The following is a 26,320-nucleotide window of genomic DNA, read 5'->3' as shown; positions in this document are numbered from 1 at the left end:
CACTCATCCTCAGGATGCCCGCTTCGCGTATCGCCAACAAACGCACGGAGCCGGGTGACCGGGCCCTCGGCCCGGCAGGCGCGGTACGGCGTCGGGGCGGGCGGTGGACAAGGTCTCCACCGCCCGCCCCGAGAGCCGGACGTACCACGTCAGCCGCGTCGGCTGTGCCTGCTCCGTCAGCTGTCGAGCGAGGTCATGACGTGCTTGATGCGCGTGTAGTCGTCGAAGCCGTACGCCGACAGGTCCTTGCCGTAGCCGGACTTCTTGAAGCCGCCGTGCGGCATCTCCGCGACCAGCGGGATGTGCGTGTTGATCCACACACACCCGAAGTCCAGCGCCTTGGACATCCGCATCGCCCGCCCGTGGTCCTTCGTCCACACCGAGGAGGCCAGCGCGAACTCGACGTCGTTCGCGAACGCCAGGGCCTGCGCCTCGTCCGTGAAGGACTGGACGCTGATGACCGGACCGAACACCTCGTTCTGGATGATCTCGTCGTCCTGCTTGAGCCCGGAGACGACGGTCGGGGCGTAGAAGTACCCGGCGTCACCGACCCGGTGGCCACCCGCCTCGACCTTCGCGTGCGCCGGCAGCCGCTCGATGAATCCGGAGACGTGCTCCAGCTGGCGGGCGTTGTTGAGCGGCCCGTACAGCACGTCCTCGTCGTCCGGCGCGCCGGTCTTCGTGTCGGCGGCGGCCTTCGCCAGCGCCGTCACGAACTCGTCGTGGATCGATTCGTGTACGAGGACCCGGGTGGCGGCCGTACAGTCCTGGCCCGCGTTGAAGAAGCCCGCCACCGCGATGTCCTCGACCGCTTTCGCGATGTCGACGTCCTCGAAGACCACGACCGGGGCCTTGCCGCCCAGTTCCAGATGGACCCGCTTGACGTCCTTGGCCGCCGTCTCCGCGACCTGCATGCCCGCCCGTACGGAACCGGTGATGGAGGCCATCGCGGGGGTCGGGTGCTCGATCATCGCCCGGCCGCTGTCCCGGTCGCCGCAGATGACGTTGAAGACGCCCTTGGGCACGATCGCACCGATGATCTCGGCCATCAGCAGCGTCGAGGCCGGCGTCGTGTCGGACGGCTTCAGCACCACGGTGTTGCCCGCGGCGAGCGCCGGCGCGAACTTCCAAACGGCCATCATCATCGGGTAGTTCCACGGCGCGACCTGCGCGCAGACACCCACCGGCTCGCGCCGGACGATGGAGGTGAGGCCCTCCATGTACTCCCCTGCCGAACGGCCTTCGAGCATCCGGGCGGCGCCCGCGAAGAAGCGGATCTGGTCCACCATCGGCGGGATCTCTTCGGTGCGCGTGAGGCCGGTCGGCTTGCCGGTGTTCTCGACCTCGGCCGCGATCAGCTCCTCGGCCCGCTCCTCGAAGGCGTCCGCGATCTTCAGCAGCACCTTCTGGCGCTCGGCCGGAATCGCGTCACGCCAGGCCGGGAACGCCGCGGCGGCGGCCTCCATGGCGGCGTCGACATCCGCCTGCCCCGAGAGCGGGGACGTGGCGTAGGCCTCGCCGGTGGCCGGGTTGACCACCTCGATGGTCCGCCCGTCGGCGGCGTCCCGGAACTCTCCGTTGATGTAGTTACGCAGACGGCGCAGCTCGGTGGTCACTGCCACCCCTCCTGTCAGAAGTCACGTACAGATGCCCCGTACAACACGTACAGATGCCCTGCACAACCAGATGCCACGGACAACACACACGCACAACAGATGTCACAGATTTCACTGATCAGCTGTCCGAATGGTCGGGACGCTCCACCCTAATCGTTCGGCCTACGCTTTCGACAGCCCCGACGCTCTGCAACTTCGGATTCAGTGAAATTAACACCCGACAACAACGGATTTCATCGATACAGGGTTGCGAAACGGACGAGTCGCAGTGCACAGTGAAGTGCGTGGCCAGTCGCAACGCAGACCCCAGAACCGGGAACGGATCGGCACCGTCGCTCGATGCCGTGTCCCTCGCCATCGTCGAACAGCTCCAGGAGGACGGCCGGCGCCCGTACGCGGCGATCGGCAAGGCGGTCGGCCTCTCCGAAGCGGCCGTGCGCCAGCGCGTGCAGAAGCTGCTCGACCAGGGCGTGATGCAGATCGTCGCCGTCACCGACCCGCTCACCGTCGGATTCCGGCGGCAGGCGATGGTCGGCATCCATGTCGAGGGCGACGTGGACACGGTCGCGGACGCGGTCTCGGCCATGGCCGAGTGCGAGTACGTGGTGATGACCGCGGGCTCGTTCGACCTGATGGTGGAGATCGTCTGCGAGGACGACGACCACCTGCTGGAAGTGATCAACAAACGGATCCGCGCGCTCCCCGGCGTGCGTTCCACCGAGAGCTTCGTCTATCTGAAGCTGAAGAAGCAGACCTATATGTGGGGAACCCGATAGCCGTGAGCGCCGTGAGCAAGGACCACTCCCAGAAGGACCTCCCTGAGAAGGACCTCTCCAGGACCGCGTACGACCACCTGTGGATGCACTTCACCCGCATGTCGTCGTACGAGAACGCGCCCGTCCCCACCATCGTGCGGGGCGAGGGCACCTACATCTACGACGACCGGGGCAAGCGCTACCTGGACGGCCTGTCCGGTCTGTTCGTGGTCAACGCCGGCCACGGCCGCCGCGAACTGGCCGAGACCGCCTACCGACAGGGCCAGGAGCTGGCCTTCTTCCCGGTGTGGTCCTACGCGCACCCGAAGGCCGTCGAACTGGCGGAGCGGCTCGCGCACTACGCGCCGGGCGACCTCAACAAGGTCTTCTTCACCACCGGCGGCGGCGAGGCGGTCGAGACGGCCTGGAAGCTCGCCAAGCAGTACTTCAAGCTGACCGGCAAGCCGACCAAGTACAAGGTCATCTCGCGTGCCGTCGCCTACCACGGCACCCCGCAGGGAGCCCTGTCCATCACCGGCCTGCCGGCCCTCAAGGCGCCGTTCGAGCCGCTGGTCCCGGGCGCGCACAAGGTCCCGAACACGAACATCTACCGCGCGCCGATCCACGGCGACGACCCGGAGGCCTTCGGCCGCTGGGCCGCCGACCAGATCGAGCAGCAGATCCTCTTCGAGGGCCCGGAGACGGTCGCGGCGGTCTTCCTCGAACCGGTGCAGAACGCGGGCGGCTGCTTCCCGCCGCCGCCCGGGTACTTCCGCCGGGTGCGCGAGATCTGCGACCAGTACGACGTCCTGCTCGTGTCCGACGAGGTCATCTGCGCCTTCGGGCGGCTCGGCACGATGTTCGCCTGCGACAAGTTCGGCTACGTACCGGACATGATCACGTGCGCCAAGGGCATGACATCGGGCTACTCCCCGATCGGCGCCTGCGTCATCTCCGACCGGCTCGCCGAGCCGTTCTACCAGGGTGACAACACCTTCCTGCACGGCTACACCTTCGGCGGCCACCCGGTCTCGGCGGCGGTCGGCCTCGCCAATCTCGACATCTTCGAGCGCGAGGGCCTCAACCAGCATGTGCTCGACCACGAGGGCGCGTTCTTCGACACGTTGAAGAAGCTGCACGACCTGCCGATCGTCGGTGACGTCCGCGGCAACGGCTTCTTCTACGGCATCGAACTGGTGAAGGACAAGGCCACTAAGGAGACGTTCACCGACGAGGAGACCGAGCGCGTCCTGTACGGCTTCCTCTCCGGGAAGCTGTACGAGAGCGGGCTGTACTGCCGGGCCGACGACCGGGGCGATCCGGTCGTACAGCTGGCGCCGCCGCTGATCTCCGACCAGTCGACGTTCAACGAGATCGAGGGAATCCTGCGGGCGGTACTCACGGAGGCGTGGACGAAGCTCTGATCCGACCGGCCCCCGGATGCCTCCGAGCGCCGGGTGCCGCCGAGTCCGCCACGGCCCGGGTGCCGCCTTTCGAGTGAGAAGGGCCGTACCCGGGCCGCGTGCTGTCCGTACTCCCGGTTCCGCCTACCTACCGTGCCCAGTGACCTGTGAGCGATCGTCGCCGCCGTCGTACTCCCGGACGGTGACGGAAAAAGCGGTAAGTCTGATCAGAACCGAGGTGTACGCCATGGTGGCTCCGCCGGACAACGACGTGCTCTGGGCGCGTTCCCTGCACTATTTCCACAACGGCTCGCCCGCCCTCGACGGGGTCTCGCTCGGCGTGCGTGAAGGCGAGATCCTGGCCGTGACCGGCCCGCGCGGCAGCGGCAAGACGACCCTGCTGCGGTGCCTCACCGGCCAGTTGGTCCCACGGCGGGGCGAGGTCTGGTTCAACAGCTCCCCGGTCCACAGCATGAGCCGGCTGATGCGCGAGCGGCTCCGCCGCGACCGCTTCGGCTGGATCGGGCCCGAGCCCTCGCTGGTCCCCGAGCTGAGCGCCTGGGAGAACGCGGCGCTGCCGCTCCTGATGCGCGGCTCGTCCCATCGCGCCGCCAAGACCACCGCGATGGAGTGGCTGGAGCGCCTCGACGTCGGCACGTGCGCCCGTAAACGCCCCTACGCCCTGCTCCAGGCCCAGCGGCAGCGGGTCGCCGTCGCACGGGCTCTGGTCACCACGCCCTCGGTGCTCTTCGCCGACGAACCGACGGCGCCGCTGCACCGTATGGACCGGGCGCAGGTGCTGCGTACGCTGACCACCGCGGCGCGGTCGCACGACATCACCGTCGTCCTCGCCACGCTGGACACGGAGGTCGCGACACTCGCCGACCGTACGGTCTCGCTGGTCGACGGACGCCGCGTCAACTCGCTCCAGCCGTCCGAGGCGGAAGGCCGGGACGCGTGCTCGCTCTCCGTCTAAGCCGCGGCACCCACGTCCTGGTCGTGCTGCGCCGACTGCTGGTCGCGGCCGCCTCCACGGGGGTCGGCTTTCTCCTGTTGTGCACGCTCGGCTGGGCGATGGGCCATCCGGCCGGGTCCGTGTCGCGCCTGCTCTGGTGTCTCGTACCGGTCGCGGCGACGGTGCAGTTCGCGGTGGCGGTGGCACGTACGGATCCGGGTACCCGGCCACGTTCCGGACTGTCGGCGGTGGGCCTCGGCCCGGCCCGGCTCACGGTGCTGGCCGCCGTGTCGACCGCCGTGGCCTGCACGCTCGGCAGCGCGGTGGCCCTGCTGTTCTTCCTGCATCTGCGGGGCGACCTGACGGGGATGCCCTTCGACGGAGAGGCGGCGGATCTGCTGGCCGCGAAGCAGGCGCTGCCCCTGGGGGCGGTGCTCACGCTGCTGGCGGTGGTGCCGGTCCTGGCGACGGCGGCGACGGGGTTGTCGCTGCGGAGGCGTGGCCGTGGCGACGCGAGCGTCGTCGAGGGGCCCGCTCCGGCTCCTTCTCCTGCTCCCTCCTCCATTTCCCCTGCCACTTCCGGTTCGGGTTCCGGTTCGGGTTCCGGTTCGGGTGTCGCTCTCGCTGTCGCTGTCGAGGACGAGGCGGAACAGGCCGTCGAGCCGAGATCCGCACCCGCGCCGCTGCCCACCGCCCCGCCCGCACCCGCCGGACTGCCGTGGGGCGTCGCCGTCACGGCGGCGGGCCTCGCGATCGAGACGTACGCGAGCCGGGGCGGGGGCGGCTCCGCGCTGCCGCTGCCCGGTCAGTTCGACGGCAGCCCCGCCGGTGTCCTGGCCGGCTGGTCACTCACGGCCATCGGCCTCGCCCTCGCCGGTCCCGGCATCACCCATCTCTGCGGCCTCCTGCTCCAGGCCCTGCGCCCCGGCGCGATCCGCCTGCTGGCGGGCCGCACGCTGATGGCCGAGGCCCGCCGCATCGGCCGCCCGCTGGGCGTGCTGTGCGCGGTGCTCTCCGGCACGTTCGCCGCCTCGTCCCTGTACGGCCCCGGCGACGAACGCCCCTTCGGCCCGCTCACCGGCCTCGGCGCGGTCCTGGTCATCGGCTGCACGGCGGCCACGGTCCTGACGGCGACCCTGGAAGCCAGACAGGTCCGCGCCTCCACCACCCGGTCGCTCCACCGCCTGGGCGCCCCCGTCGCTCTCCTCCGCACCGCGGCGGCGCTGCGAGCGGCGATGATCGTGGCCGTGTTCACCCCGCTGACCTGGTCCGTCGCGGCCTTGGCGGCAGTACCCCTGACCAGGTGACGGGACCGGACGGGCCGACTGCCGGCCCGTCCGGCCGTACCACCGGGGCCAGGCCCTCGCCTCACATCCGGTAAAGCGCAGGAACCGTGGGCCTCGTCGCAACACCCGTCGGCCCACGTCCTATCGTGAGCCCATGGTGAATGGCGAGCAGTCCCACGCGCAGACGCAGGACCGCGAGATCGAGTCCCTCGACGAGTTCGACCGGACCGTCCACGGCGGAACCCTCGACGGGTACCGGTTGCAGTCCGTCGATCTGACGGGCCGTACGGACGATCTGCTCCGTACCGACACCTCAGGCGCCATCTTCCTCGGCTGCCCCATGGAGCCCGCCGCCGCGGACAAGGTACGGGCCGACGGCGCCATGGTCTTCCCGCCCGTGCCGAACCTCCCCTTCGACCCCTACCGGGGACTCCTCTACTCGCCCGACCAGCTCTTCGAGGGCCTCACGGAGGGCGGTTACGAGACCACGCCCGATGCCCGTGCCTACGACTGGTTCGAGCGGACCAAGGCCGACGGCGACATATTCGCCTCCATGCTCCGCTCGGTGCACGACGACGCGATCTCCGACGCCCTGGACGAACTGCTCGTCGGCACCCGGGTCGTGGGCGTCATGGGCGGGCACGCGATGGCCCGTGGCACCGACGCGTACGCGGGCGCCGCCCGGCTCGGGCGCTCCCTCACCCGTACCGGACTGACCGTCGCCACCGGCGGCGGGCCCGGCGCCATGGAGGCCGCGAACCTCGGTGCGTACGCCGCCTGCCACCCCGACGGCATGCTGGACGAAGCGCTCGAACTCCTCGCCGCGGCACCCTCGTTCGCCCCGTCCATCTCCGACTGGGCGCGGGCCGCCTTCGACATACGGGCCCGCTGGCCGAAGGGCGACGCTTCCGTCGGCGTCCCCACCTGGTTCTACGGCCACGAGCCGCCCAACGCCTTCGCCTCCCACATCGCCAAGTACTTCGCCAACGCCACCCGTGAGGACGGCCTGCTGGCCCGCTCCAACGCGGGAGTGATCTTCCTGCCCGGCGCGGCCGGCACGGTCCAGGAGATCTTCGACAACGCGACACCGAACTACTACGAGTCGCGTGGCGAGCCGACCCCGATGGTCCTGGTCGACCGCGTCCACTGGACGGAGCGGCTGCCCACCTGGCCGCTGCTCCAGGCGCTGGCGAGGGAGCGGTCCATGGAGTCCCGTATCGCGCTCGTCGACTCCGTGGACGAGGCACCGGAGGCGCTCGCCCGGCTCACGGCGGCCTGACCGGACGACGGGGCGGGGCCGATCTGACCATGGGTCGGGGCCCGTCATGCCGTCGGCAGTACGGTCGTCGCCGGGCCGCGGATCAACCCGTGGTCTGACGCGGCTCCCCGGCGCGATGTCCAAGAATCGGGGCATGAGCCGCCTCCTCAGGACATCGCGCACCGTGCGGGGACACCTGCGCCGTACGGTCGCCTCCCCCGCCTACCCCTGGGTCACCGGGGCCGTGCTGACCTGCTGCGAGGCGTCGGAGCTACTCCTGGTTGCGGACAGTCCGACGGTCTCGACGGGGCTGTTCTTCTCGGCCATGGAGCTGGTCTCGGCGGCGTCCCTGATGTGGCGCCGGACTCTGCCCGCCGTCGCGATCCTGACGGTGGCGTCGGTCCTGATCAACTTCGCCGCCAGCCCCCACTCCAACGTCTCCTACACGGCGCTGGTGAGCGGGCTGATCGGCTTCTACACACTCGGCAGACACCGGGTCCAGCATCCCGCGCTGATCGTCGGCGGGGGCTTCCTGGCGTCCCTGGCCGCGAATCTGTTCCATATCCGTACCTGGCAGACCATCGCCCCGGAGCTCGTGCCGCCGGTGCGGCTGGGCAACTCGCTCTCCCTGGGGCTGTTCGCCGAGACCTTCGTACTGACCGCGGTGATCCTGGGGGCGGTCAGTGCCGGGGACGCCGTACGGGCGCGTGCGGAGACCCGGCGCGAACGGAGCGCCGCGCAGGAGCAGTTGATCGCGATGGAGCGCCGTCAGGCGGCGGAGGCGGAGCGCGCGGCGATCGCCCGCGAACTGCACGACGTGGTCTCGCACTCGGTCTCGATGATCGCGGTCCAGGCGGAGAGCGCCGCGTACACCACACCCGGCCTCTCCCCGCAGGCCCAGACCGCCTTCCAGGACATCGCGGGGACGGCGCGCACCTCGATGGCCGAACTGCGCCGTCTGCTCGGTGTCCTGCGCACCCGGTCCGACGGGAGGGCGGCGACCGCGCCCCAGCCGACGCTCGACCGGCTGGACGAACTGCTGGAACAGCACCGGGCGGTGGGCGGCGACGCGGAGTTGCGCGTCACCGGCGAGCGGACCGGCACCGCCGAGCGGACCGGGCCGGCCGCCTCCTGGGAGCTGTCGGCGTACCGCATCGTGCAGGAGGCGTTGACCAACGCCCGTCGGCATGCCCCCGGCGCCCGTACGCTGGTGGAGATCGGCTACCGCGCCGACCTGCTGACGATCCGGATCGGCGACGACGGCCCCGGCCCCGCCGCCGACCGCCCCTGGGGGCACGGTCTGGTGGGGATGCGCGAACGGGCCGCCCTGCTCGGCGGGCGGCTCACGGCCGGTCCTGGCCCTGACGGCGGTTTTCTCGTGGAGGCTGAACTCCCTTGGTGATCAAGGCGATCGTCGCCGACGACCAGTCGGTGGTGCGGACCGGCTTCGTCAACCTGCTGTCCACCCAGCACGACATCAGGGTCGTGGGCGAGGCGGAGGACGGCGTCCAGGCCGTGCGTGTCGCCGCCGAGCAACGGCCCGACCTGGCGCTTCTCGATATCCGGATGCCATACAAGAACGGCATAGAGGCGGCCCGCGAGATCCTCGCCGCCTCCGAGGGCGCGACGAAGGTGCTGATCCTGACCACCTTCGACCTGGACGAGTACGTCTACGACGCGCTGGCCGCCGGGGCCGGTGGCTTCCTCCTCAAGGACGCGACGTTTCCCGAACTGCTCCATGCCGTACGGGTCGTGGCCCGGGGCGACGCACTGCTGGCGCCCGAGATCACCAAGCGGCTGATCGCGGAATTCGCCCGCCAGCGCGCGTCCGTACCGCCCGCGCGCACGCTGGAGGGACTCACCGCCCGCGAGGCGGAGGTGCTCGTCCTGATCGCGCGGGGCCTGTCCAACGCCGAGATCGCCGGACGTCTCACCATCTCGGACCACACCGTCAAGACCCATATCAACCGGCTGTTCGCGAAGATGCGGCTCCGGGACCGGGCGCAGGCGGTGATCCTGGCGTACGAACTCGGACTGGTCCGGGCGGGGTCCTCCGCCACGACGGCGGTTCCACGGCAGGTCGACCGGTTCGACGACAGTCTCTAGTGCCGCGACCGGCACTAGGCCGTGAGCACCACCACATCCTCGGGCGCGAAGGTGACCCCCACCGTCGTCCCCTCCCCCGGCGCGTCCCGCAGCCCGCACTCGGCCTCCAGCGCCGGCCCGCCGCCCCGTTCGTCCGGCCGCAGCAGTACGGCGACCCGGCTGCCCCGGAACGTACGGGCCTCGACCGTGCAGCGCAGTCCCTCTGCAGGGTCGACCAGCCGTACCCCGGCGGGCCGGACGAGTACCGTCCGCTCGCCCTGCGCGGAGCCTTCGGGCACCGGGATCTTGCCCCAGACGGTGTCGGCGGCCCCGCCGCTCACCGTCGCGGCCACGACATTGTCGAAGCCGAGGAACCGCGCCACGAACGCCGAGGCCGGCCGCTGCCAGACCTCCTGCGGGGGGCCGGTCTGGGCGATCCGCCCGTCCCGCATCACCACGACACGGTCGGCGAGCGCGAAGGCCTCACCCTGGTCATGGGTGACGGCGAGCACGGTTGTACCCAACCGCCCGAAGAGACCGCGCAGTTCGACCACCAGCCGCTCCCGCAGACCGCGGTCCAGCTGGCCGAGCGGCTCGTCCAGCATCAGCAGCCGGGGCTGTGGGGCCAGCGCCCGTGCCAGGGCGACGCGCTGCTGCTCGCCGCCTGACAGCGCGGCGACGGCCCGTCGGCCGGAGCCCGGCAGCCCGACGAGATCGAGCAACTCCGCCACCCGGCACGCCCGTTCGTCCCGGGACACCCCGCGCATCCGCAGCCCGAAGGCGACATTGCCGCCCACGTCGCGCTGCGGGAAGAGCTGATGATCCTGGAACATCAGCCCGACCCCGCGCCGGTGCGCCGGCACACCCGCCTGGTCGGTGCCGTCCAGCGACACCCGCCCGCCGTCCAGGTCCTGGAGCCCGGCGACCACCCGCAGCAGGGTCGACTTGCCGCTGCCGCTCGGCCCCAGCACGCAGACGATCTCGTGCTCGGTCATCTCCAGATCGACCGCGTCGAGAGCCGTGCGCGGTTCCGGTGCCGTGCGCGAATCCGTTCGCGGACCCTTAAGGCTCCCGAAACGTACGGTCACGTCCGACAGGGTCAGCAAGGCCATCAGAACTCTCCGGAGCGGTCGGTACGGATACGTTCGAGCACCAGCAGGGACACGGCGCACACCACCATCAGGACCGTGGACAGAGCCATCGCCTGCCCGTAGTTGAGCTCGCCCGGCCGCCCCAGCAGGCGGGCGACGGCGACCGGCAGCGTGGGCCGGTCGGGTCGCGCGATGAACACCGTCGCGCCGAACTCGCCGAGCGAGACGGCGAACGCGAAACCGGCCGCGACCAGCAACGCCCGCCGTACCAGCGGCAGATCGACCTCCCGCCAGGCGCGCAGCGGGGACGCGCCGAGAACCGCCGCCGCCTCGCGCAGCCGCCCGTCCACCGCCCGCAGCACCGGCAGCATGGTCCGTACGACGAAGGGGACGCCGACCAGCGCCTGGGCGAGCGGTACGAGGATCCAGGAGGCCCGCAGATCCAGCGGCGGCTTGTCGAGTGTGATCAGGAAGCCGAAGCCGACGGTCACGGCCGAGACACCGAGCGGCAGCATCAGCAGCGCGTCGAAACCCCGGACGAGCCGGCCCGCGCGCCGGGTCAGCGCGGCCGCCGCCAGCCCGCCCACGACGAGCGCGAAGGCCGTGGCGACCAGGGCGTACAGCAGTGAGTTCCGGACCGCTTCCCACGGCGGCACGAGGAACGTACCGCCACTCGCGTCCACTTCCCCGAGCGCCCGGTAGAAGGCGAGACCGTAACCTCCGGGACCGTCGAGGGAGCGCTCGACCAGCACCCCGAGCGGCAGCAGGATCAGCAGCAGCACGGTGCCGAAGACCCCGCCGAGCAGTGCCCACTGGCCGGTCCCCCGCGGCCTGCGCGAGGTCTGCGCGGGGTCCACCAGCCTCAGCGCGGTCTCCCGCCTCCGTACGGTCCACGCGTGCACCGCCAGGATCGCGCCGACCGCCGCGAACTGCACCAGGGTCAGCACGGCCGCGGTGGGCAGGTCGAGCAGTTCCGCGGTCTGCCGGTAGATCTCCACCTCCAGCGTGGAGAAGGCGGGTCCGCCCAGGATCTGCACGACCCCGAAGGAGGTGAAGGTGAAGAGGAAGACCATCAGGGCGGCGGCCGCGACGGCGGGTGCGAGGGCCGGCAGCGTCACCCGCCACCAGGCCGCGAGCCGGCCGGCGCCCAGCACGCGCGCGGCCTCTTCCTGGCGCGGGTCGAGCTGCGACCACAGACCGCCCACGGTCCGTACGACCACGGCGTAGTTGAAGAAGACATGCGCGAGGAGGATCGCCCACACGGTGGTGTCGAGCCGTACGCCCCACAGGTCGTCGAGCGGCCCGCCGCGCCCGAGCAGTGCCAGGAAGGCCGTACCGACGACGACGGTCGGCAGCACGAACGGCACGGTGACCACCGCGCGCAGCAGCTGTTTGCCGGGGAAGTCGAAGCGTGCGAAGACATAGGCGGCGGGCAGCGCGATCAGCAGGGTGAGCGCGGTGGAGGCGAGGGCCTGCCAGGTGGTGAACCACAGGACGTCGAGGATGTCGGGACGGCTCAGTACGTCCCCGGCGCGGCCGAGTTGCCAGACGCCGCCGGCCCTGAGCCCGCGGCCGACGATCGCGGTCACGGGGTACGCGAAGAAGACCGCGAAGAAGGCGACGGGCACGGCCATGAGGGCGAGCCGCAGCACGTTCCCGCGCCCGGCCCGCCCTGGCCGCCCCGGCCGCCCGACCGGCGCCTTGGCGTCGGCTACTTCACGACGAGTGAGGTCCACGACTGGATCCACTGCTCACGGTTGGCGGCGATCCTGTCGGGCGCCACGGTCTCCGGCTTGTCGACGGTCGCGCCGAACGTGGTGAACAGCTCGGGCAGCGGGACGTCCTTGACCACCGGGTTCACGAACATGTTCAGCGGCATGTCCGCCTGGAACTTCTTACTGATCAGGAAGTCCAGCAGGGCCTTGCCGCCGGCCTCGTTCTTCGCGCCGTCCAGCAGCCCGGCGAACTCGGTCTGCCGGAAGCAGGTGCCGGTCGAGACTCCGGTCGGGGCCTCCTTCGGCCGTGGCTTCGCGTAGAGCACCTCGACCGGGGGGCTGGAGGCGTACGAGACGACGAGCGGCCGGTCCGCCTTGGCCTTCCTGCCGCCCGCGGAGCCGGAGAAGTTCTCGTTGTAGGCCTGCTCCCAGCTGTCGACGACCTGGACGCCGTTGGCCTTCAGCTTCTTCCAGTACGCCTGCCAGCCGTCGTCGCCGTACCGCGCGACCGTACCGAGGAGGAAACCGAGGCCCGGCGAGGACGTCGCGGCGTTCTCGGTGACGAGCAGGTTCTTGTACTGGGGCTTGACCAGGTCGTCGAAGGACCGGGGCGGCGCGAGCTTCTTGTCCGCGAAGTACTTCTTGTCGTAGTTGACGCAGAGGTCGCCGGTGTCGATCGGGGTGACCCGGTGCTTGTCCTTGTCGAGCTGCGCACCGGCCTCGACCTGGTCGAGTCCCTTCGCCCGGTACGGCGTGAAGAGACCGTTGTCGAGGGCGCGCGAGAGCAGGGTGTTGTCGACGCCGAAGAAGACATCGCCCTGCGGCGAACCCTTGGTCAGGATCTCCTTGTTGAGCGCCGCGCCGGCGTCGCCGCTCTTCAGCACCGTGACCTTGTAGCCGGTCTGCTGGGTGAACGCCTTCAGTACGGAAGGGGAGGCCGCGAACGAGTCATGGCTGACGAGGGTGACGGTCCTGGACCCGGAACCGCTGTCGTCGGACGCCCCGGAACCGCCGCAGGCGGCGAGCGTCGGGACACCGAGGACGGCGGCGACCGCGCCGACCGCCATCCGTCTGATGCTGGTGGTGCTCACTGATTTCCTCCTGGGATATCCAGGAGAAGACGCGGCCCTGCCCGGGTCCGTACGGAACGGGCCGCGGGCAGGGCGCAACAGCTTGAGTGATGACCGAACTTCCTACCCAGAATGACCTGGGCAAGGTTCAGAGGGTCTGCGGCCGCTGCCCGCTCTCACGGACATGTGCCGCACTCTCAGCGCTGTGGCGCTCCCCTGTCGGAAATATGTAATGCGTTCGAACCCAGAGTACATGGAGGGCCTTTTTCGGCCTCGCCACCTTCAGCGTCTCGAACTTCGGTCCCTCAGCGCTCGGACGCCGCCAGCTGTCCGCACGCTCCGTCGATCTCCTGGCCGCGGGTGTCCCGTACGGTCACCGGCACGCCGTGCGCCGCGATCGCGTCGACGAACGCCTTCTCGTCCTCGGGCCGCGAGGCCGTCCACTTCGAGCCGGGCGTCGGGTTGAGCGGGATCAGATTGACGTGCACCCGCTTGCCCTTGAGCAGTCGGCCCAGCCGGTCGCCGCGCCAGGCCTGGTCGTTGATGTCCCGGATCAGGGCGTACTCGATGGAGACCCGGCGGCCGGACTTCTCCGCGTACTCCCAGGCGGCGTCCAGCACTTCGCGGACCTTCCAGCGCGTGTTGACCGGGACGAGCGTGTCGCGCAGCTCGTCGTCGGGCGCGTGCAGGGAGACCGCGAGCCGGCACTTGAAGCCCTCGTCCGCGAAGCGCAGCATCGCCGGCACCAGACCGACCGTCGAGACGGTGATCCCGCGCTGCGAGAGGCCCAGGCCGTCGGGCTCGGGGTCGGTGAGCCGGCGGATCGCCCCGACCACCCGGTTGTAGTTGGCGAGCGGCTCGCCCATGCCCATGAAGACGATGTTGGACAGCCGGGAAGGACCGCCCGGGACCTCTCCGTCGCGCAGGGCGCGCATGCTGTCGACGATCTGGTGCACGATCTCGGCGGTGGACAGATTACGGTCCAGACCGGCCTGTCCGGTGGCGCAGAACGGGCAGTTCATCCCGCAGCCCGCCTGGGACGAGATACACATCGTGACCCGGTCCGGATAGCGCATCAGCACGGACTCGACGAGGGTCCCGTCGTGCAGCCGCCAGAGCGTCTTACGGGTGGCGTCGTCGTCGCAGGAGATGTGCCGTACCACCGACATCAGGTCGGGCAGCAGCTCCGTCGCCAGCTTCTGGCGTGCGGCGGCCGGGATGTCGGTCCACTGCTCGGGGTCGTGTGCGTAGCGCGCGAAGTAGTGCTGTGACAGCTGCTTGGCGCGGAACGCCTTCTCGCCGATCGCGGCGACGGCCTCGCGGCGTTCGGTGGGCGTGAGGTCGGCGAGATGCCGCGGGGGCTTCTTGGCTCCGCGGGGCGCGACGAAAGTGAGTTCTCCGGGTACAGGCATGGTCCGTCCAGTGTCGCAGACCCCGCGCAGTGACCAGCTTGGCAGTGGATCCGTAGGGTCGTCAGCGGTCGTCAGTGGTCATCGTCGGCCCCGCCCGGACGGCCCGCGGACGGCCCGGCCGGCATCGCCGCTCAGGGCGAATGAGCTGCGGATCACTCCGCGATCAGGTCCCGGATCGCCTGTTCCGGCCAATGGCCGGCGGCCCCCCGCGACGCGGCGACGTAGGCCGCCACGACCTCCGCGTCCCAGGCCCCCGCCTCAAGCAAGCCGGAGGCGAGGAAACGCACGTAGGCGCGAGAGGGAGGAACCGAGGCCACGTCGTCCACCCCCCAAGGGGCGGTGAAGGTGAGGACGGGCAGCCCGTCCATCTGCCCCGCACACACGAGCGTCTCGTACCGTCCGGTCCCCAGCCTTGCGACGCCCGATGTGAGCACCTCGCTGAGATCGAGGTCCTCACCCGGGCTCCTGTACATCTCCTGAGCCGCGATGTCCGCGAACTGCGCCGACGAGACAAGGTGGGCGCGGGCATAGACCCGCCCGTCCGGTTCTGGGTCGTAGAAGGCTCGCCCGCCGCCCCAGACCGGCGACTCCGTGGCGAAGTAGAGGGCGCCCCTCAGCTCCACAGGAACGGACCGACTGGGCATGCGCCGGTCCCGGCACCCCGGGTATGTCCTGCCGGCGCCGGACGGCCGGCCACCCTTGATGTAGCAGGCAAGCCGGTCAAGGTGCGTGTTGGAGCCGTATGAGGTGTACCAGACGCGCTGCGGCGCGGACTCCCCCGTGGTTCCTGGCTCGATCGGATGCGCACCGGCCATGTGACGCCTCGCTTCCTGGCTCCGCTTCGTACCGAACCTGGATCGTACGGATCTTACGGATCGTACGAAGGGGGCCCGCTGCCCTGTGGACAACGAACCCCCGCGCGACACATCGGCTGGTCAGGAGCCTACGAAGACCACCAGCAGCAGCCAGACCACCGGAGCCGTGGGCAGCAGGGAGTCCAGCCGGTCCATGATGCCGCCGTGGCCCGGCAGCAGGGTGCCCATGTCCTTGATGCCGAGGTCCCGCTTGATCATCGACTCGCCGAGGTCACCGAGCGTGGCACTGGCCGCGACCGCGAGGCCGAGCAGCAGTCCCTGCCACCAGGCCCCGTCCTCGATCAGGAATTCCATGCAGAGCGCGCCGGCGACCATCGCGAAGGCGATGGCTCCGCCCAGCCCTTCGCGGGTCTTGCCGGGGCTGATGCGCGGCGCGAGTTTGTGCGTGCCGAAGCGCCAGCCGACCGCGTACGCGCCGGTGTCGCTGACCACCGTCAGCAGGAGGAACATCAGCACTCGCTCCGGACCGTCGTGCGCGGTGAGCATCATCGCGACGAAGGTGGCCAGGAACGGTACGTAGAACGCGGCGAAGACGCCGGCGGTGACGTCCTTGAGGTAGCCCTCGGGTGGTTCCGTCATCCGCCAGATCAGTACCGCGAGCGCGGTGAGGGCCATCGCGACCCAGGCGCCCTCCGCTCCCCGCGCGTATCCGGCGACGACCATCGCGGCGCCGCCGACGGCCAGCGGTACGAGCGGGGCCTTGATGCCCTTCTTCTCGTAGAGCCGCGAGGTCAGCTCCCACAGTCCGATCACCACGGCGATCGCTATGACGCCGATGAACACGGCCTTGACGATGAAGAGCGAAGCCGCGACCACCGCGCCGAGGCCGACTCCGACCCCTATGGCCGCGGGCAGGTCACGGCCGGCCCGCTTCTTCGGCGGGGGCGGCGGAGGGGCGGCCATGGGCTCCTGCGGAGTCTCGTCGCGGAACAGGGGGCCGCCCGGCCGAGCAGCCCCCCGGTCGTCGTCCTGGTCCCCGCCGTCGGCGGGTCCGTCGGGCACGATGGGCATGGGGCGAGTCTGCTGTGCGGCATGCCCATCGTAGGCAGGACCCGCCGGGGCAGCCCCCTGGTCGTACGGTCCCCAGTAACCAGCTGTCGGCGGGGCCCCCCGGGAAGAGTCGTTCATCAGACCTCGAGCAGCTCGGCTTCCTTGTGCTTGAGCAGCTCGTCGACCTGCGCGACATACTTCGCGGTGGTGTCGTCGAGCTCCTTCTCCGCGCGGCGGCCCTCGTCCTCGCCGACCTCGCCGTCCTTGACCATCTTGTCGATGGTCTCCTTGGCCTTGCGGCGGACGGCGCGGATCGAGATCTTCGAGTCCTCGGCCTTGGTCTTGGCGACCTTGATGAACTCCTTGCGGCGGTCCTGGGTCAGCTCCGGGAAAACCACCCGGATGATGTTGCCGTCGTTGCTCGGGTTGACGCCGAGGTCGGAGTCCCGGATGGCCTGCTCGATATTGCGCAGCGCGCTCTTGTCGAACGGGGTCACCACGGCCATCCGCGCCTCGGGCACGGAGAACGACGCCAGCTGATTGATCGGGGTCAGGGCACCGTAGTAGTCCGCCACGATCTTGTTGAACATCGCCGGGTGCGCGCGTCCGGTGCGGATCGCGGCGAAGTCCTCTTTGGCGACCAGGACGGCCTTCTCCATCTTCTCCTCGGCCTCGAGGAGGGTCTCTTCGATCACCACTTGCTCCTGCGTGTCTTGATGGGCCCGGCGTGCTCATAGGCCGGCGGATCCTGCGTCGCGTCTTCTCCTGCACGGTGTCCGACCGGCAGGCCTTTGTCCATCCCCGTACGGGGCCACCCCGGATCGGTCCCGGGGCCACCGGATCGGTCCCGGATCACCGGATCAGTTCCGGGTCCCCTGGTCGCTCACGAGCGTGCCGATCTTCTCACCATTGACCGCGCGCGCGATATTGCCCTCGGTCAGCAATTCGAAGACGAGGATCGGCAGCTTGTTGTCCTGGCACAGCGTGATGGCGGTCATGTCGGCGACGCGCAGGTCGCGGCCGATCACCTCGCTGTACTCCAGGGCGTCGAACTTGACCGCTCCCGGGTTGGTCTTGGGGTCGGAGTCGTAGACCCCGTCCACCCCGTTCTTCCCCATCAGCAGGACCTCGGCATCGATCTCCAGCGCACGCTGGGCCGCCGTGGTGTCGGTGGAGAAGTACGGCATGCCCATGCCGGCGCCGAAGATGACGACGCGGCCCTTCTCCAGGTGGCGTACGGCGCGCAGCGGGATGTAGGGCTCCGCGACCTGGCCCATGGTGATGGCGGTCTGGACGCGGGAATCGATGCCTTCCTTCTCCAGGAAGTCCTGGAGGGCCAGGCAGTTCATGACCGTACCGAGCATGCCCATGTAGTCGGAGCGTGCCCGGTCCATGCCGCGCTGCTGGAGTTCGGCGCCGCGGAAGAAGTTACCGCCGCCGATCACGACCGCGATCTGGGCGCCGTCCCGGACGACGGCGGCGATCTCGCGGGCGATGGCGTGGACGACGTCGGGGTCGACTCCGAGCGCGCCCCGGCCGGCGAACGCCTCACCGGACAGCTTCAGCATGACGCGGCCGTGCTTCTTGGCGTCGTCGGCCCTCAGGTCAACGGGCTTCTTGCCGTCGTCGCTTGTATCGGCCTGTTCCATGGAGATCTCCTCGTGCACATACGAAGAAGGCCATTGCCGGGGGTCCTTGCGGTTCCCAGTGCGGCAATGGCCTCCTCGTCAGATCTGCGATCGCCCGGCGCGTACGCGGACGACTGCGTCAGACCCTATCGGGGTCTTTGGTTGATCGCGTACGGACTCAGACGCCGACCTTGATGCGCGCGAAGCGCGTCAGGGCGACACCGGCCTCGTCCAGAACCTTCTGGACGGACTTCTTGTTGTCCTTGGCGAACGCCTGCTCCGTGACGACGACGTCCTTGAAGAAGCCGTTGACGCGCCCCTCGACGATCTTCGGAAGGGCGGCCTCGGGCTTGCCCTCCTCGCGGGAGGTCGCCTCGGCGACGCGGCGCTCGTTCTCGACCGTCTCGGCCGGGACCTCGTCGCGGTTGAGGTACTTCGGGGCGAAGGCGGCGATGTGCTGCGCGACGTCCTTGGCGACCTCGGCGCTCTCCTTGTCCAGCTCGACCAGGACGCCGACCTGCGGCGGGAGGTCGGGCATGGTGCGGTGCATGTACGCGGCCACGTAACCGCCGGTGAACTGCGCGAAGCGGTCCAGGACGATCTTCTCGCCGAGGTTGGCGTTGGCCTCGTCGACGTACGCCTGCACGGTCTTGCCGGCCTCGATCTCGGAGGCAAGCAGCGCCGGGAGGTCGGCCGGGGAGGTCGCCGCGACGTGCGCGGCGAGGGTGTTGGCGACGGCCTGGAACTTGTCACCCTTGGCGACGAAGTCCGTCTCGCACTTCAGCTCCAGCAGAACGCCGGAGGTCTTGTCCTCGGAGATGAGGGAGACGACAGCGCCGTTCTCGGCCGAACGGCCTTCGCGCTTGGCGACGCCCTTCTGGCCCTTGACGCGGAGCAGCTCGACGGCCTTGTCGACGTTGCCGTCGGCCTCGTCCAGCGCCTTCTTGCAGTCCATCATGCCGGCGCCGGTGAGCTCGCGGAGCTTCTTGACGTCAGCGGCGGTGTAGTTCGCCATGATCTGTAATTCTCTCTCGACGGTCTGAGGGATCTACGGGTGAACGGCGGGGGCCGGTGGGCCCCCGCCGTCAACTACCGAACCTGTGAAGGTCAGGCCTGCTCGGTGTCCTCGGCCGGGGCAGCGGCCTCGGCGGGCGCCTCGGCCTGCTCGGCGTCGGCGACCTTCTCCGTCTCGGCGGAGGTCTGGACCTCGGCCTCGGCCTCGGCGGGCGCCTCGGTCTGGGCCTCGGCGGGCTTCTCGGCCTCGGCGTCGTCCTTCTTCTCGCCCTCGAGCAGGTCGCGCTCCCACTCGGCGAGGGGCTCGCCGGCGGCCTTCTCGCCCGGCTTCGAGTCACCGGTGGCGACACCGGAGCGGGCGATGAGGCCCTCGGCGACGGCGTCGGCGATCACGCGGGTGAGCAGGGTGACGGAGCGGATCGCGTCGTCGTTGCCCGGGATCTTGTAGTCGACCTCGTCGGGGTCGCAGTTGGTGTCGAGGATCGCGACGACCGGGATGTGGAGCTTGCGCGCCTCACCGACGGCGATGTGCTCCTTCTTGGTGTCGACGATCCAGACGGCGCTGGGCACCTTCTGCATCTCGCGGATACCACCGAGGGTCTTCTCCAGCTTGGCCTTCTCGCGGGAGAGGACCAGAAGCTCCTTCTTGGTGAGGCCGGAGGCGGCCACATCCTCGAAGTCGATGAGCTCGAGCTCCTTCAGACGCTGAAGGCGCTTGTAGACGGTGGAGAAGTTGGTGAGCATGCCGCCCAGCCAGCGCTGGTTGACGTAGGGCATGCCCACGCGCGTCGCCTGCTCGGCGATCGCTTCCTGGGCCTGCTTCTTCGTACCGACGAACATGATGGAGCCGCCGTGGGCGACGGTCTCCTTGACGAACTCGTAGGCGCGGTCGATGTACGACAGCGACTGGAGCAGGTCGATGATGTAAATGCCGTTGCGCTCGGTGAAGATGAAGCGCTTCATCTTCGGGTTCCAACGGCGGGTCTGGTGACCGAAGTGGACGCCGCTTTCCAGCAGCTCCCGCATCGTGACGACGGCCATGGCCGTACTCCTTGAGGTACTCGGTTGTCGCGTCCGCCGGACGGCAGTCGCGCCTGACGCCCCGGTGCGCTGTGCCACGAAGGACCGAGAAGCGCGAGCATCGGCTCGAAGGGGCCGATGGCGGGGCGTGCGAAGTCGACCCGGTGACCCGGATCGCCACAAGAAGTGTACGGGACCTTCGCACCCCCGGGTGACGGCGTTGTCCACAACCGGTCGGTACTCCACAGAACCGGGTCATGATCAGCGCGGTTGGGTCGATCCGGGCGACGCTGTACGCATGATCACTGCCCGTATCGCTTCGCTCACCCTTCTCGCGTCATTGTTCCGATCGCTCTTCCCACGCACGGGAAGCCTCCCCGTTCTCCTCTTCGCGCTCGCTCCACTCGCTCTGACGCTGTTCGGTACGTCCACCGCCGGGGCGGTGGACGCGGCCGTCGGCCCGGACGGCCGCCGGGTCTGGCCGGTGGGAGTGCGCCCGGTGGTGCTGCGCGGCTGGGAGCCGCCGCTCTCCGCGTACGGTCCTGGTCACCGCGGCGTGGATCTCGCCGCCGCCCCGGGCACCTCGGTACGGGCCGCGGCCTCGGGCCAGGTCTCCCACGCGGGCCGGGTGGCGGGCCGCGGCGTGCTGTCGATCACGCTGCCGGGCACGGGGACCCCGCCCCTGCGGATCACCTACGAGCCGGTGGAGCCGCTGGTCGCCAAGGGGGACGAGGTGACAGCGGGCCAAGTGGTGGGGACGCGGGCGTCGGCCGCCTCGTCCCACTGCCCGGCGAGTTGTCTGCACTGGGGCCTGCTGCGGGGCGAGACCTATCTGGATCCGCTGTCGCTGCTGCCCCCGGAACTGCTCCGGCGAGGTCCGTCCCGGCTCCTCCCGGTCCACGGCGTACCAGAGCCGGCCGCGGTCATGACACCGTCGGTCAGGACGCCGTCGCCACCACGCGCACCGACGCCGGCCACCGCGTCAGCGGCCGGCACCGCGCTTCACGCCCTGGCTCTGTTGACGGTGGCGGTCTGGGCGCACCGGACCGGATGCCGCCGAGCGGGTCGCCGGACATAGGCCGGTCACCGGGGGCGCGTGTGGCGACGCGCGCACGACCGGGGCCCGTCGTTCACCTGGCTCACCCGGCGCGGGAGCGGGCGGCGCCGGGACCGGGAGCTGCGGCGGCTCAGCCCCGTACGCCTCGCAGCGCCATGGACACCGCCGCCTCGGCGATCTCCGGCGGTGCCTCGGCCGCGCCGAGTTCGATACGCCGGACCGCCGCGTCGACGACGCCCTGGAGCAGCATCGCGGCGAGCCGGGGCTGCTCGTGGCCCAGTTCGCCGAGGGCTTCCACGATCATGGCGATCAGCCCGCCGTGCGCGGCGCGGATCTTCTCGCGGGCGCCGGCGTCCAACTCGCCTGCGGAGATGGCCACGACGGCGCGGTGCCGCCGGTCGCCGACCAGCTCGAGTTGCTGCCGTACGTAGGCCTCGACCTTGGCCTCGGGCGTATCCGCTCCGGCCATGGCCGCCTCGACCTCCGCCGCCCAGACCGGGAAGTCGACGACGCACAACTCCTCGACGACGGCGGCGCGCGAGCGGAAATACTCATAGACGGAGGATCTGGCGAGGCCCGTGCGTTCGGCGAGCGCGGGGAACGTCAGCGCTTCCGTACCGCCTTCGGACAGCAGGGAGCGCGCGGCGTCCAGCAGAGCGCCGCGTTGCATGGTCCGGTGCTCGGCCACGGAGGCCGCTCGAATCCTGGGCACGCCTCCACTCTACGGACGGGGCGGCGCGAACACAGCGTCAGCGTCCGACGTCGGCCAGCTTGGCCCGCAGCTGGAGCACGGACTTTGTGTGGATCTGACTGACCCGGCTCTCCGTCACGCCAAGGACATTGCCGATCTCGGCGAGGGTGAGTCCTTCGTAGTAGTACAGCGTGACGACGGTCTTCTCCCGGTCCGGGAGTGTGTTGATGGCGCGGGCCAGCAGCCGCCGCAGCTCGCGGTCCTCGGCCACCTCCACCGGATTGTCGGCGGCGGTGTCCTCCAGGGTGTCCATCAGGCTGAGCCGGTCGCCGCCCTCCCCGCCGACATGCAGCAGTTCCTCCAGCGCCACCACGTTCGCCAGCGACAACTGGCTGAAAACCGCGTGCAGTTCTTCCAGGGCGATGCCCATCTCGGCGGCGACCTCACCCTCCGAGGGCGTGCGCCGCAACTGCGCCTCCAGCGTGGCGTAGGCGCGCTCGACGGCCCGCGCCTTCTGCCGCACCGAGCGCGGAATCCAGTCCAGGGCCCTGAGTTCGTCGATCATCGCGCCGCGGATACGGGTGATCGCGTACGTCTCGAACTTGATCGACCGCGCGATGTCGAACTTCTCGATCGCGTCGATCAGGCCAAAAACCCCGGAGGAGACGAAGTCCGCCTGCTCGACGTTGGACGGCAGCCCCACACTCACCCGGCCCGCGACGTACTTCACCAGCGGCGAGTAGTGCAGGATCAACTGCTCGCGCAACCGCTCGTCGCCCGTGGTCTTGTACGACCGCCACAGCTCGTCGAGCGACGAGGGCGCGGCGGGCCGCACGGCGCCCCGGGCAGCGGGGGGCGCTGCCGCGCGGTCGGACCCGGAGGTGTGCTGGGGCATGCGTCGCCTTGAGCCGTTCTGCTGTGAAGTGCGGGAGGACGTCTGGCTGGGCCGGAATTCAGGTGAGCGTAGCGTGACTGGAGCGTCGCGGTACGCGAGGACCGGGCGCCCGCGCCCGCTCGGCCGGACGCCGTCGGCCGCCCCCGGAGTCCGGGGCCGACGCGGCCCGCGCCGGCCCCCGAGGTACCACCGAGAGGGATACGAAGGTCATCGGCATCACCTTTTCACCCGAATGCCCCAGGTCAAGTACCGCCTCGCCGCGCGGTGCCCGCCGGTGTCGCCCGGGACGTCAACTGCCAGCCGTCGCCGTGCCGTTCGACGAACCCCAACGAGTGGAGTTCGTACAGCTTGCCGAGCGCCTCGTCCGTCGTCGTGCCGGCACCCCGCGCGACCTGCCCGCCGTCGGCGGCGCCCCGGGCGGGCAGCGCCTCCAGCACCCGTGTGCTGACCGGATCGAGCAGGTCCCTGGGCAGTACGGGACCGCGCCGGAGCGGGGCGAGGTCACCGATGTCGCCCACCAGCTCGATCACTTCGGCGGCGTCCGTGACCAGCGCGCCTTCGCCGCGCAGCAGTTCGTGGACCCCGGCCGAGAGTCCGCTGGTGGCCGGCCCCGGAACGCCCATGGTGAAGCGGCCCAGCCGCTGGGCGGCGCGCGCCGTGACCAGGGAGCCGCTGCGGTACTCCGCCTCCACCACGACCGTTCCCCTGGTGAGCGCGGCGATGACGCGGTTACGGAGGACGAATCTGCTGCGGGTGGGGTGATCGCCCGGCGGCAATTCACCGATGACCAGTCCCTGTTCGGCGATGCGTCCGATCAACTCGGCATGACCGCGCGGATAGACCACATCGACGCCACAGGCGAGCACGGCCACGGTGGCCCCGCCCGCCGCCAGCGCGCCGCGGTGCGCCGCGCCGTCCACCCCGAACGCCCCGCCGGACGTCACCACCCATCCGCGCTCGGCGAGACCGGAGCCGAGATTCGCCGCCATATGTGCCCCATACGAGGTACACGCCCTGGCCCCGACGACGGCGACGGAGCGCAGTGACCAGATCCGCAGGTCCGGGCGGCCCCGCACCCAGAGCCCGATGGGCCGGGCCGCCCCCAGGTCGTCGAGCTGACTGGGCCACTCCCGGTCACCGGGGCAGACGAACCGGCCCCCGGCCTCGGCCACCGCCGCCAGATCACGCTCGGGAACGGCCGCCACCGCCCGTATCCGGTAGCCGCCGAGCCGCTGCTCACGGACATCGGTGAGCTGTTCCCGGCCGGCGTCCGGCGAGGTGAGCAGCGCCATCAGCCGGACCGCGCCGAACCGCCGCAGCCACTGTCCGCCCCGCTCGTCACCCGGTTCGAGGACCCGGGTGAGCGCGGCCCGCGCCAGCCGCTCCTCCGAGCTGACGCCGGGCGTCATGAGACTCCTCCCGCCGAGGCCCTGGCGCCGCGCGCGATACCGGTGCGCAGCTCCAGCGCCAGGGCCACGTCCCGCGCTTCCGGCCGCTCGTGCCCGGCGAGATCCGCGACGGTCCAGGCCACCCGCAGTACCCGGTCCAGACCGCGCGCGGTGAGCAGGCCCCGCTCCAGGTCGCGCTCGGCCGCCGCGAGCGCCCCGGGGGCGACCAGCCAGCGGGTCCGCAGCTCATGCCCCGGCACCTCGCTGTTGACCGACCACGGCGTGCCCTCCAGCCGGGCCGCCGACCGCTGCCTGGCGTCCCGTACCCGCGCGGCGACCTCCGCCGTCGACTCGCCCCTGCCGCCCTGTCCCAGCAGATCGCTTCGGTCGACGGGCTGGACGTCGACCCGCAGATCGACCCGGTCGAGAAGCGGCCCGGAGAGCCGTGACTGGTAGCGCCGGATCGCCGAGGGCGGGCACTCGCACCCCGCACCGTGCAGGGTGTGCCGTCCACAAGGACAGGGGTTGGCCGCCAGGATCATCAGGAAACGCGCCGGCAGCCGGACCACCCCCGCGCTGCGGGCCACCACGACATGCCCCGATTCCAGTGGCTGCCGCAAGGCGTCCAGCGCCCGGCCGGAGAATTCGGGAGCCTCGTCCAGAAAAAGTACGCCGCGGTGTGCCAGCGAGACCGCACCCGGCCTCGGGATCCCGTTCCCGCCGCCGACCAGTGACTGCATGGTCGCCGAGTGGTGCGGTGCGCAGTAGGGCGGGGTACGGACGAGCGGCTCGCCCGGCGGCAGCATGCCCGCCACCGAGTGCACCGCCGTGACCTCCAGGGATTCCTGTCTGGTCAGTGAGGGCAGGACCGCCGGAAGCCGCTCCGCCAGCATGGTCTTGCCCGCGCCCGGCGGCCCGTGGAGCAGCAGGTGGTGCCCGCCCGCGGCAGCCACCTCCAGGGCCGTACGGGCCGCCGCCTGCCCGGCCACGTCGGCCAGGTCCGGCCGGTGCCCGTCGCCCCCGACGCCGGCGGCCAGTCCGGTGCCGACCCCCGCGCCCGGCACCATCAGCCCGGCCAGCATCGCGTCGGGCCGCCCCGTCACGGGCCCCGGCGGTTCCTCGGGCACCGGCTCGTCGCTCAGGACGGCGATGAGCTGCCGCAGACTGCGCACCCCGAGGACCGACACCCCGGGCACCAGAGACGCCTCGCCCGCGGTCTGCTCGGGGACGACGACCTGGTGGTAACCCGCCTCGGCCGCCGCGAGCACCGCCGGCAGCACCCCGCGCACCGGCCGGACCCGTCCGTCCAGGCCCAACTCCCCGATCAGCACCAGATCGGCGATCTTTCCGGGGTCGATACGCTCCGCCGCGCCGAGCACGGCGGCGGCCACGGCGAGATCGAACCCACTGCCGCCCTTGGGTACGGAAGCGGGGCTCAGGCCCACCGTGAGTTTCTTCTGCGGCCACTCCGCGCCGGAGTTCACCACGGCCGCCCTGACCCGGTGCCGGCTCTCCACCAGGCTCTTGTCCGGCAGTCCCACCAGCGTGAAGGCGGCCACACCCGGCTCCAGGTCCGCCTGGACCTCGACCACCACGCCTTCGACGCCCACCAGCGCCACCGAGCACGCGCGCGCGAACCCCATCAGGCCACCCCCCGGGCGTGCTCGACCACGGGCGCGCCCCGCCGGGGCAGCAGCACTCCGATCAGATCGATGCGTACTCCGCCGGGCGGTGGGCCGCCGCACCGCTCCAGCCAGCAGCCCGCGAGCCGTCTCAGCCGGTCCGCCTTCTCCGGTGTGACCGCCGCCATCGGGTGCTCGAACGAACCGGATCTGCGCGTCTTCACCTCGCAGACGACCAGCATGTCCCCGCCCCGGGCGTCTCGGTCCCGGGCCACGATGTCGATCTCGCCGGTCCTGCCGCACCGCCAGTTACGGGCCAGTACGGTCAGTCCGGCCTCGGCCAGCAGTCGCGCGGCGAGATCCTCGCCGAACCGCCCCAGTGCCCGCGTCGCGTTCATCTCGGCACCACCTCCGGTACCGACTCTGACGCGTATGCCCACCACTAGTGGATCTTGGTGGATAACTCACCGGTTGTGGACAACCCGGTCACTCGT

At 70.6% G+C, this 26,320-nt stretch carries 24 protein-coding genes and 1 riboswitch; of the genes, 8 read left to right on the top strand and 16 right to left on the bottom strand.

Going from position 1 to position 26,320, the window contains the following annotated elements; translation table 11 throughout:
* Positions 1–176 precede the first annotated feature (176 nt).
* Complete coding sequence (locus ACIQD6_RS30975) at positions 177–1,616, bottom strand: gamma-aminobutyraldehyde dehydrogenase (RefSeq protein ID WP_401888822.1); 1,440 nt, start codon at positions 1,614–1,616, stop codon at positions 177–179.
* A 284-nt stretch (positions 1,617–1,900) separates the two neighbouring features.
* Here ACIQD6_RS30975 and ACIQD6_RS30970 point away from each other — a divergent pair, with 284 nt between their 5' ends.
* The 7 genes from ACIQD6_RS30970 (at position 1,901) to ACIQD6_RS30940 (ending at position 9,379) form a co-directional block, all read left to right on the top strand.
* Positions 1,901–2,392: an Lrp/AsnC family transcriptional regulator gene (locus ACIQD6_RS30970; protein WP_401888819.1), complete on the top strand. Its 492-nt coding sequence runs from the start codon at positions 1,901–1,903 to the stop codon at positions 2,390–2,392.
* Complete coding sequence (locus ACIQD6_RS30965) at positions 2,377–3,795, top strand: aspartate aminotransferase family protein (RefSeq protein WP_401888816.1); 1,419 nt, start codon at positions 2,377–2,379, stop codon at positions 3,793–3,795. The genes ACIQD6_RS30970 and ACIQD6_RS30965 overlap by 16 nt, the downstream gene beginning before the upstream one ends.
* Before the next feature lie 226 nt (positions 3,796–4,021).
* Positions 4,022–4,750: an ABC transporter ATP-binding protein gene (locus ACIQD6_RS30960; protein ID WP_401888815.1), complete on the top strand. Its 729-nt coding sequence runs from the start codon at positions 4,022–4,024 to the stop codon at positions 4,748–4,750.
* Positions 4,732–6,036, top strand: a complete 1,305-nt coding sequence (locus tag ACIQD6_RS30955) for a hypothetical protein (RefSeq protein WP_401888812.1) — start codon at positions 4,732–4,734, stop codon at positions 6,034–6,036. Before ACIQD6_RS30960 ends, ACIQD6_RS30955 begins: the two co-directional genes overlap by 19 nt.
* Positions 6,037–6,169: 133 nt before the next feature.
* Positions 6,170–7,294, top strand: a complete 1,125-nt coding sequence (locus ACIQD6_RS30950) for an LOG family protein (protein ID WP_401888810.1) — start codon at positions 6,170–6,172, stop codon at positions 7,292–7,294.
* 133 nt (positions 7,295–7,427) lie between these two features.
* Positions 7,428–8,675 carry a sensor histidine kinase gene (locus ACIQD6_RS30945; protein ID WP_401888808.1) on the top strand — a complete coding sequence of 416 codons (1,248 nt, stop codon included), beginning with the start codon at positions 7,428–7,430 and terminating at the stop codon, positions 8,673–8,675.
* Positions 8,669–9,379 (top strand): response regulator, encoded by a 711-nt coding sequence (locus ACIQD6_RS30940; protein ID WP_401888805.1) that lies wholly within the window; start codon positions 8,669–8,671, stop codon positions 9,377–9,379. Before ACIQD6_RS30945 ends, ACIQD6_RS30940 begins: the two co-directional genes overlap by 7 nt.
* 14 nt (positions 9,380–9,393) lie before the next feature.
* Here ACIQD6_RS30940 and ACIQD6_RS30935 read toward each other — a convergent pair whose 3' ends face one another.
* From ACIQD6_RS30935 to rpsB, 10 genes are all read right to left on the bottom strand, one after another.
* Positions 9,394–10,470, bottom strand: coding sequence for an ABC transporter ATP-binding protein (locus ACIQD6_RS30935; protein ID WP_401888804.1), 1,077 nt, complete (start codon positions 10,468–10,470; stop codon positions 9,394–9,396).
* A complete protein-coding gene (locus ACIQD6_RS30930) occupies positions 10,470–12,083 on the bottom strand; it encodes an ABC transporter permease (RefSeq protein WP_401888879.1) in 1,614 nt (537 codons plus the stop codon). The genes ACIQD6_RS30935 and ACIQD6_RS30930 overlap by 1 nt, the downstream gene beginning before the upstream one ends.
* Positions 12,084–12,160: 77 nt before the next feature.
* Positions 12,161–13,231 carry a thiamine ABC transporter substrate binding subunit gene (locus ACIQD6_RS30925; RefSeq protein ID WP_401888876.1) on the bottom strand — a complete coding sequence of 357 codons (1,071 nt, stop codon included), beginning with the start codon at positions 13,229–13,231 and terminating at the stop codon, positions 12,161–12,163.
* Between the two features lie 105 nt (positions 13,232–13,336).
* A riboswitch (TPP riboswitch) is annotated at positions 13,337–13,462 on the bottom strand.
* A gap of 77 nt (positions 13,463–13,539) precedes the next feature.
* Positions 13,540–14,646 carry a 23S rRNA (adenine(2503)-C(2))-methyltransferase RlmN gene (rlmN, locus tag ACIQD6_RS30920; RefSeq protein WP_401888801.1) on the bottom strand — a complete coding sequence of 369 codons (1,107 nt, stop codon included), beginning with the start codon at positions 14,644–14,646 and terminating at the stop codon, positions 13,540–13,542.
* 152 nt (positions 14,647–14,798) lie between these two features.
* Positions 14,799–15,290 carry a histone deacetylase gene (locus tag ACIQD6_RS30915; protein WP_401888798.1) on the bottom strand — a complete coding sequence of 164 codons (492 nt, stop codon included), beginning with the start codon at positions 15,288–15,290 and terminating at the stop codon, positions 14,799–14,801.
* 291 nt (positions 15,291–15,581) lie between these two features.
* Positions 15,582–16,649 (bottom strand): phosphatidate cytidylyltransferase, encoded by a 1,068-nt coding sequence (locus ACIQD6_RS30910; RefSeq protein ID WP_401888796.1) that lies wholly within the window; start codon positions 16,647–16,649, stop codon positions 15,582–15,584.
* A complete protein-coding gene (gene frr, locus ACIQD6_RS30905; protein WP_401888793.1) occupies positions 16,649–17,206 on the bottom strand; it encodes a ribosome recycling factor in 558 nt (185 codons plus the stop codon). Before frr ends, ACIQD6_RS30910 begins: the two co-directional genes overlap by 1 nt.
* Positions 17,207–17,371: 165 nt before the next feature.
* Positions 17,372–18,160 carry a UMP kinase gene (pyrH, locus tag ACIQD6_RS30900; protein ID WP_401888790.1) on the bottom strand — a complete coding sequence of 263 codons (789 nt, stop codon included), beginning with the start codon at positions 18,158–18,160 and terminating at the stop codon, positions 17,372–17,374.
* A 157-nt stretch (positions 18,161–18,317) separates the two neighbouring features.
* Positions 18,318–19,154 carry a translation elongation factor Ts gene (gene tsf / locus ACIQD6_RS30895; RefSeq protein WP_401888788.1) on the bottom strand — a complete coding sequence of 279 codons (837 nt, stop codon included), beginning with the start codon at positions 19,152–19,154 and terminating at the stop codon, positions 18,318–18,320.
* A 92-nt stretch (positions 19,155–19,246) separates the two neighbouring features.
* Entirely contained in the window at positions 19,247–20,194 is a 948-nt protein-coding gene (rpsB, locus tag ACIQD6_RS30890) for a 30S ribosomal protein S2 (RefSeq protein WP_401888786.1), read from the bottom strand.
* A 277-nt stretch (positions 20,195–20,471) separates the two neighbouring features.
* Between rpsB and ACIQD6_RS30885 the strand changes: the two genes are divergently transcribed.
* Positions 20,472–21,251 (top strand): peptidoglycan DD-metalloendopeptidase family protein, encoded by a 780-nt coding sequence (locus tag ACIQD6_RS30885; RefSeq protein ID WP_401888783.1) that lies wholly within the window; start codon positions 20,472–20,474, stop codon positions 21,249–21,251.
* A gap of 109 nt (positions 21,252–21,360) precedes the next feature.
* Here ACIQD6_RS30885 and ACIQD6_RS30880 read toward each other — a convergent pair whose 3' ends face one another.
* The 5 genes from ACIQD6_RS30880 to ACIQD6_RS30860 form a co-directional block, all read right to left on the bottom strand.
* Positions 21,361–21,918, bottom strand: a complete 558-nt coding sequence (locus ACIQD6_RS30880; RefSeq protein WP_401888874.1) for a TetR/AcrR family transcriptional regulator — start codon at positions 21,916–21,918, stop codon at positions 21,361–21,363.
* Between the two features lie 61 nt (positions 21,919–21,979).
* Positions 21,980–22,816 (bottom strand): RNA polymerase sigma factor WhiG, encoded by an 837-nt coding sequence (gene whiG, locus ACIQD6_RS30875; protein ID WP_401888780.1) that lies wholly within the window; start codon positions 22,814–22,816, stop codon positions 21,980–21,982.
* Between the two features lie 242 nt (positions 22,817–23,058).
* On the bottom strand, positions 23,059–24,225 hold the full coding sequence (gene dprA / locus ACIQD6_RS30870) for a DNA-processing protein DprA (protein ID WP_401888777.1): 1,167 nt from the start codon (positions 24,223–24,225) through the stop codon (positions 23,059–23,061).
* Positions 24,222–25,847 (bottom strand): YifB family Mg chelatase-like AAA ATPase, encoded by a 1,626-nt coding sequence (locus ACIQD6_RS30865; RefSeq protein ID WP_401888774.1) that lies wholly within the window; start codon positions 25,845–25,847, stop codon positions 24,222–24,224. Before ACIQD6_RS30865 ends, dprA begins: the two co-directional genes overlap by 4 nt.
* Positions 25,847–26,224, bottom strand: coding sequence for a YraN family protein (locus tag ACIQD6_RS30860; protein WP_401888772.1), 378 nt, complete (start codon positions 26,222–26,224; stop codon positions 25,847–25,849). Before ACIQD6_RS30860 ends, ACIQD6_RS30865 begins: the two co-directional genes overlap by 1 nt.
* Between the last annotated feature and the right edge of the window lie 96 nt (positions 26,225–26,320).

The organism is Streptomyces sp. NPDC088400, from assembly GCF_044753355.1.
GTDB lineage: Bacteria > Actinomycetota > Actinomycetes > Streptomycetales > Streptomycetaceae > Streptomyces.
This window is presented reverse-complemented; position numbering and strand designations above follow the sequence as displayed.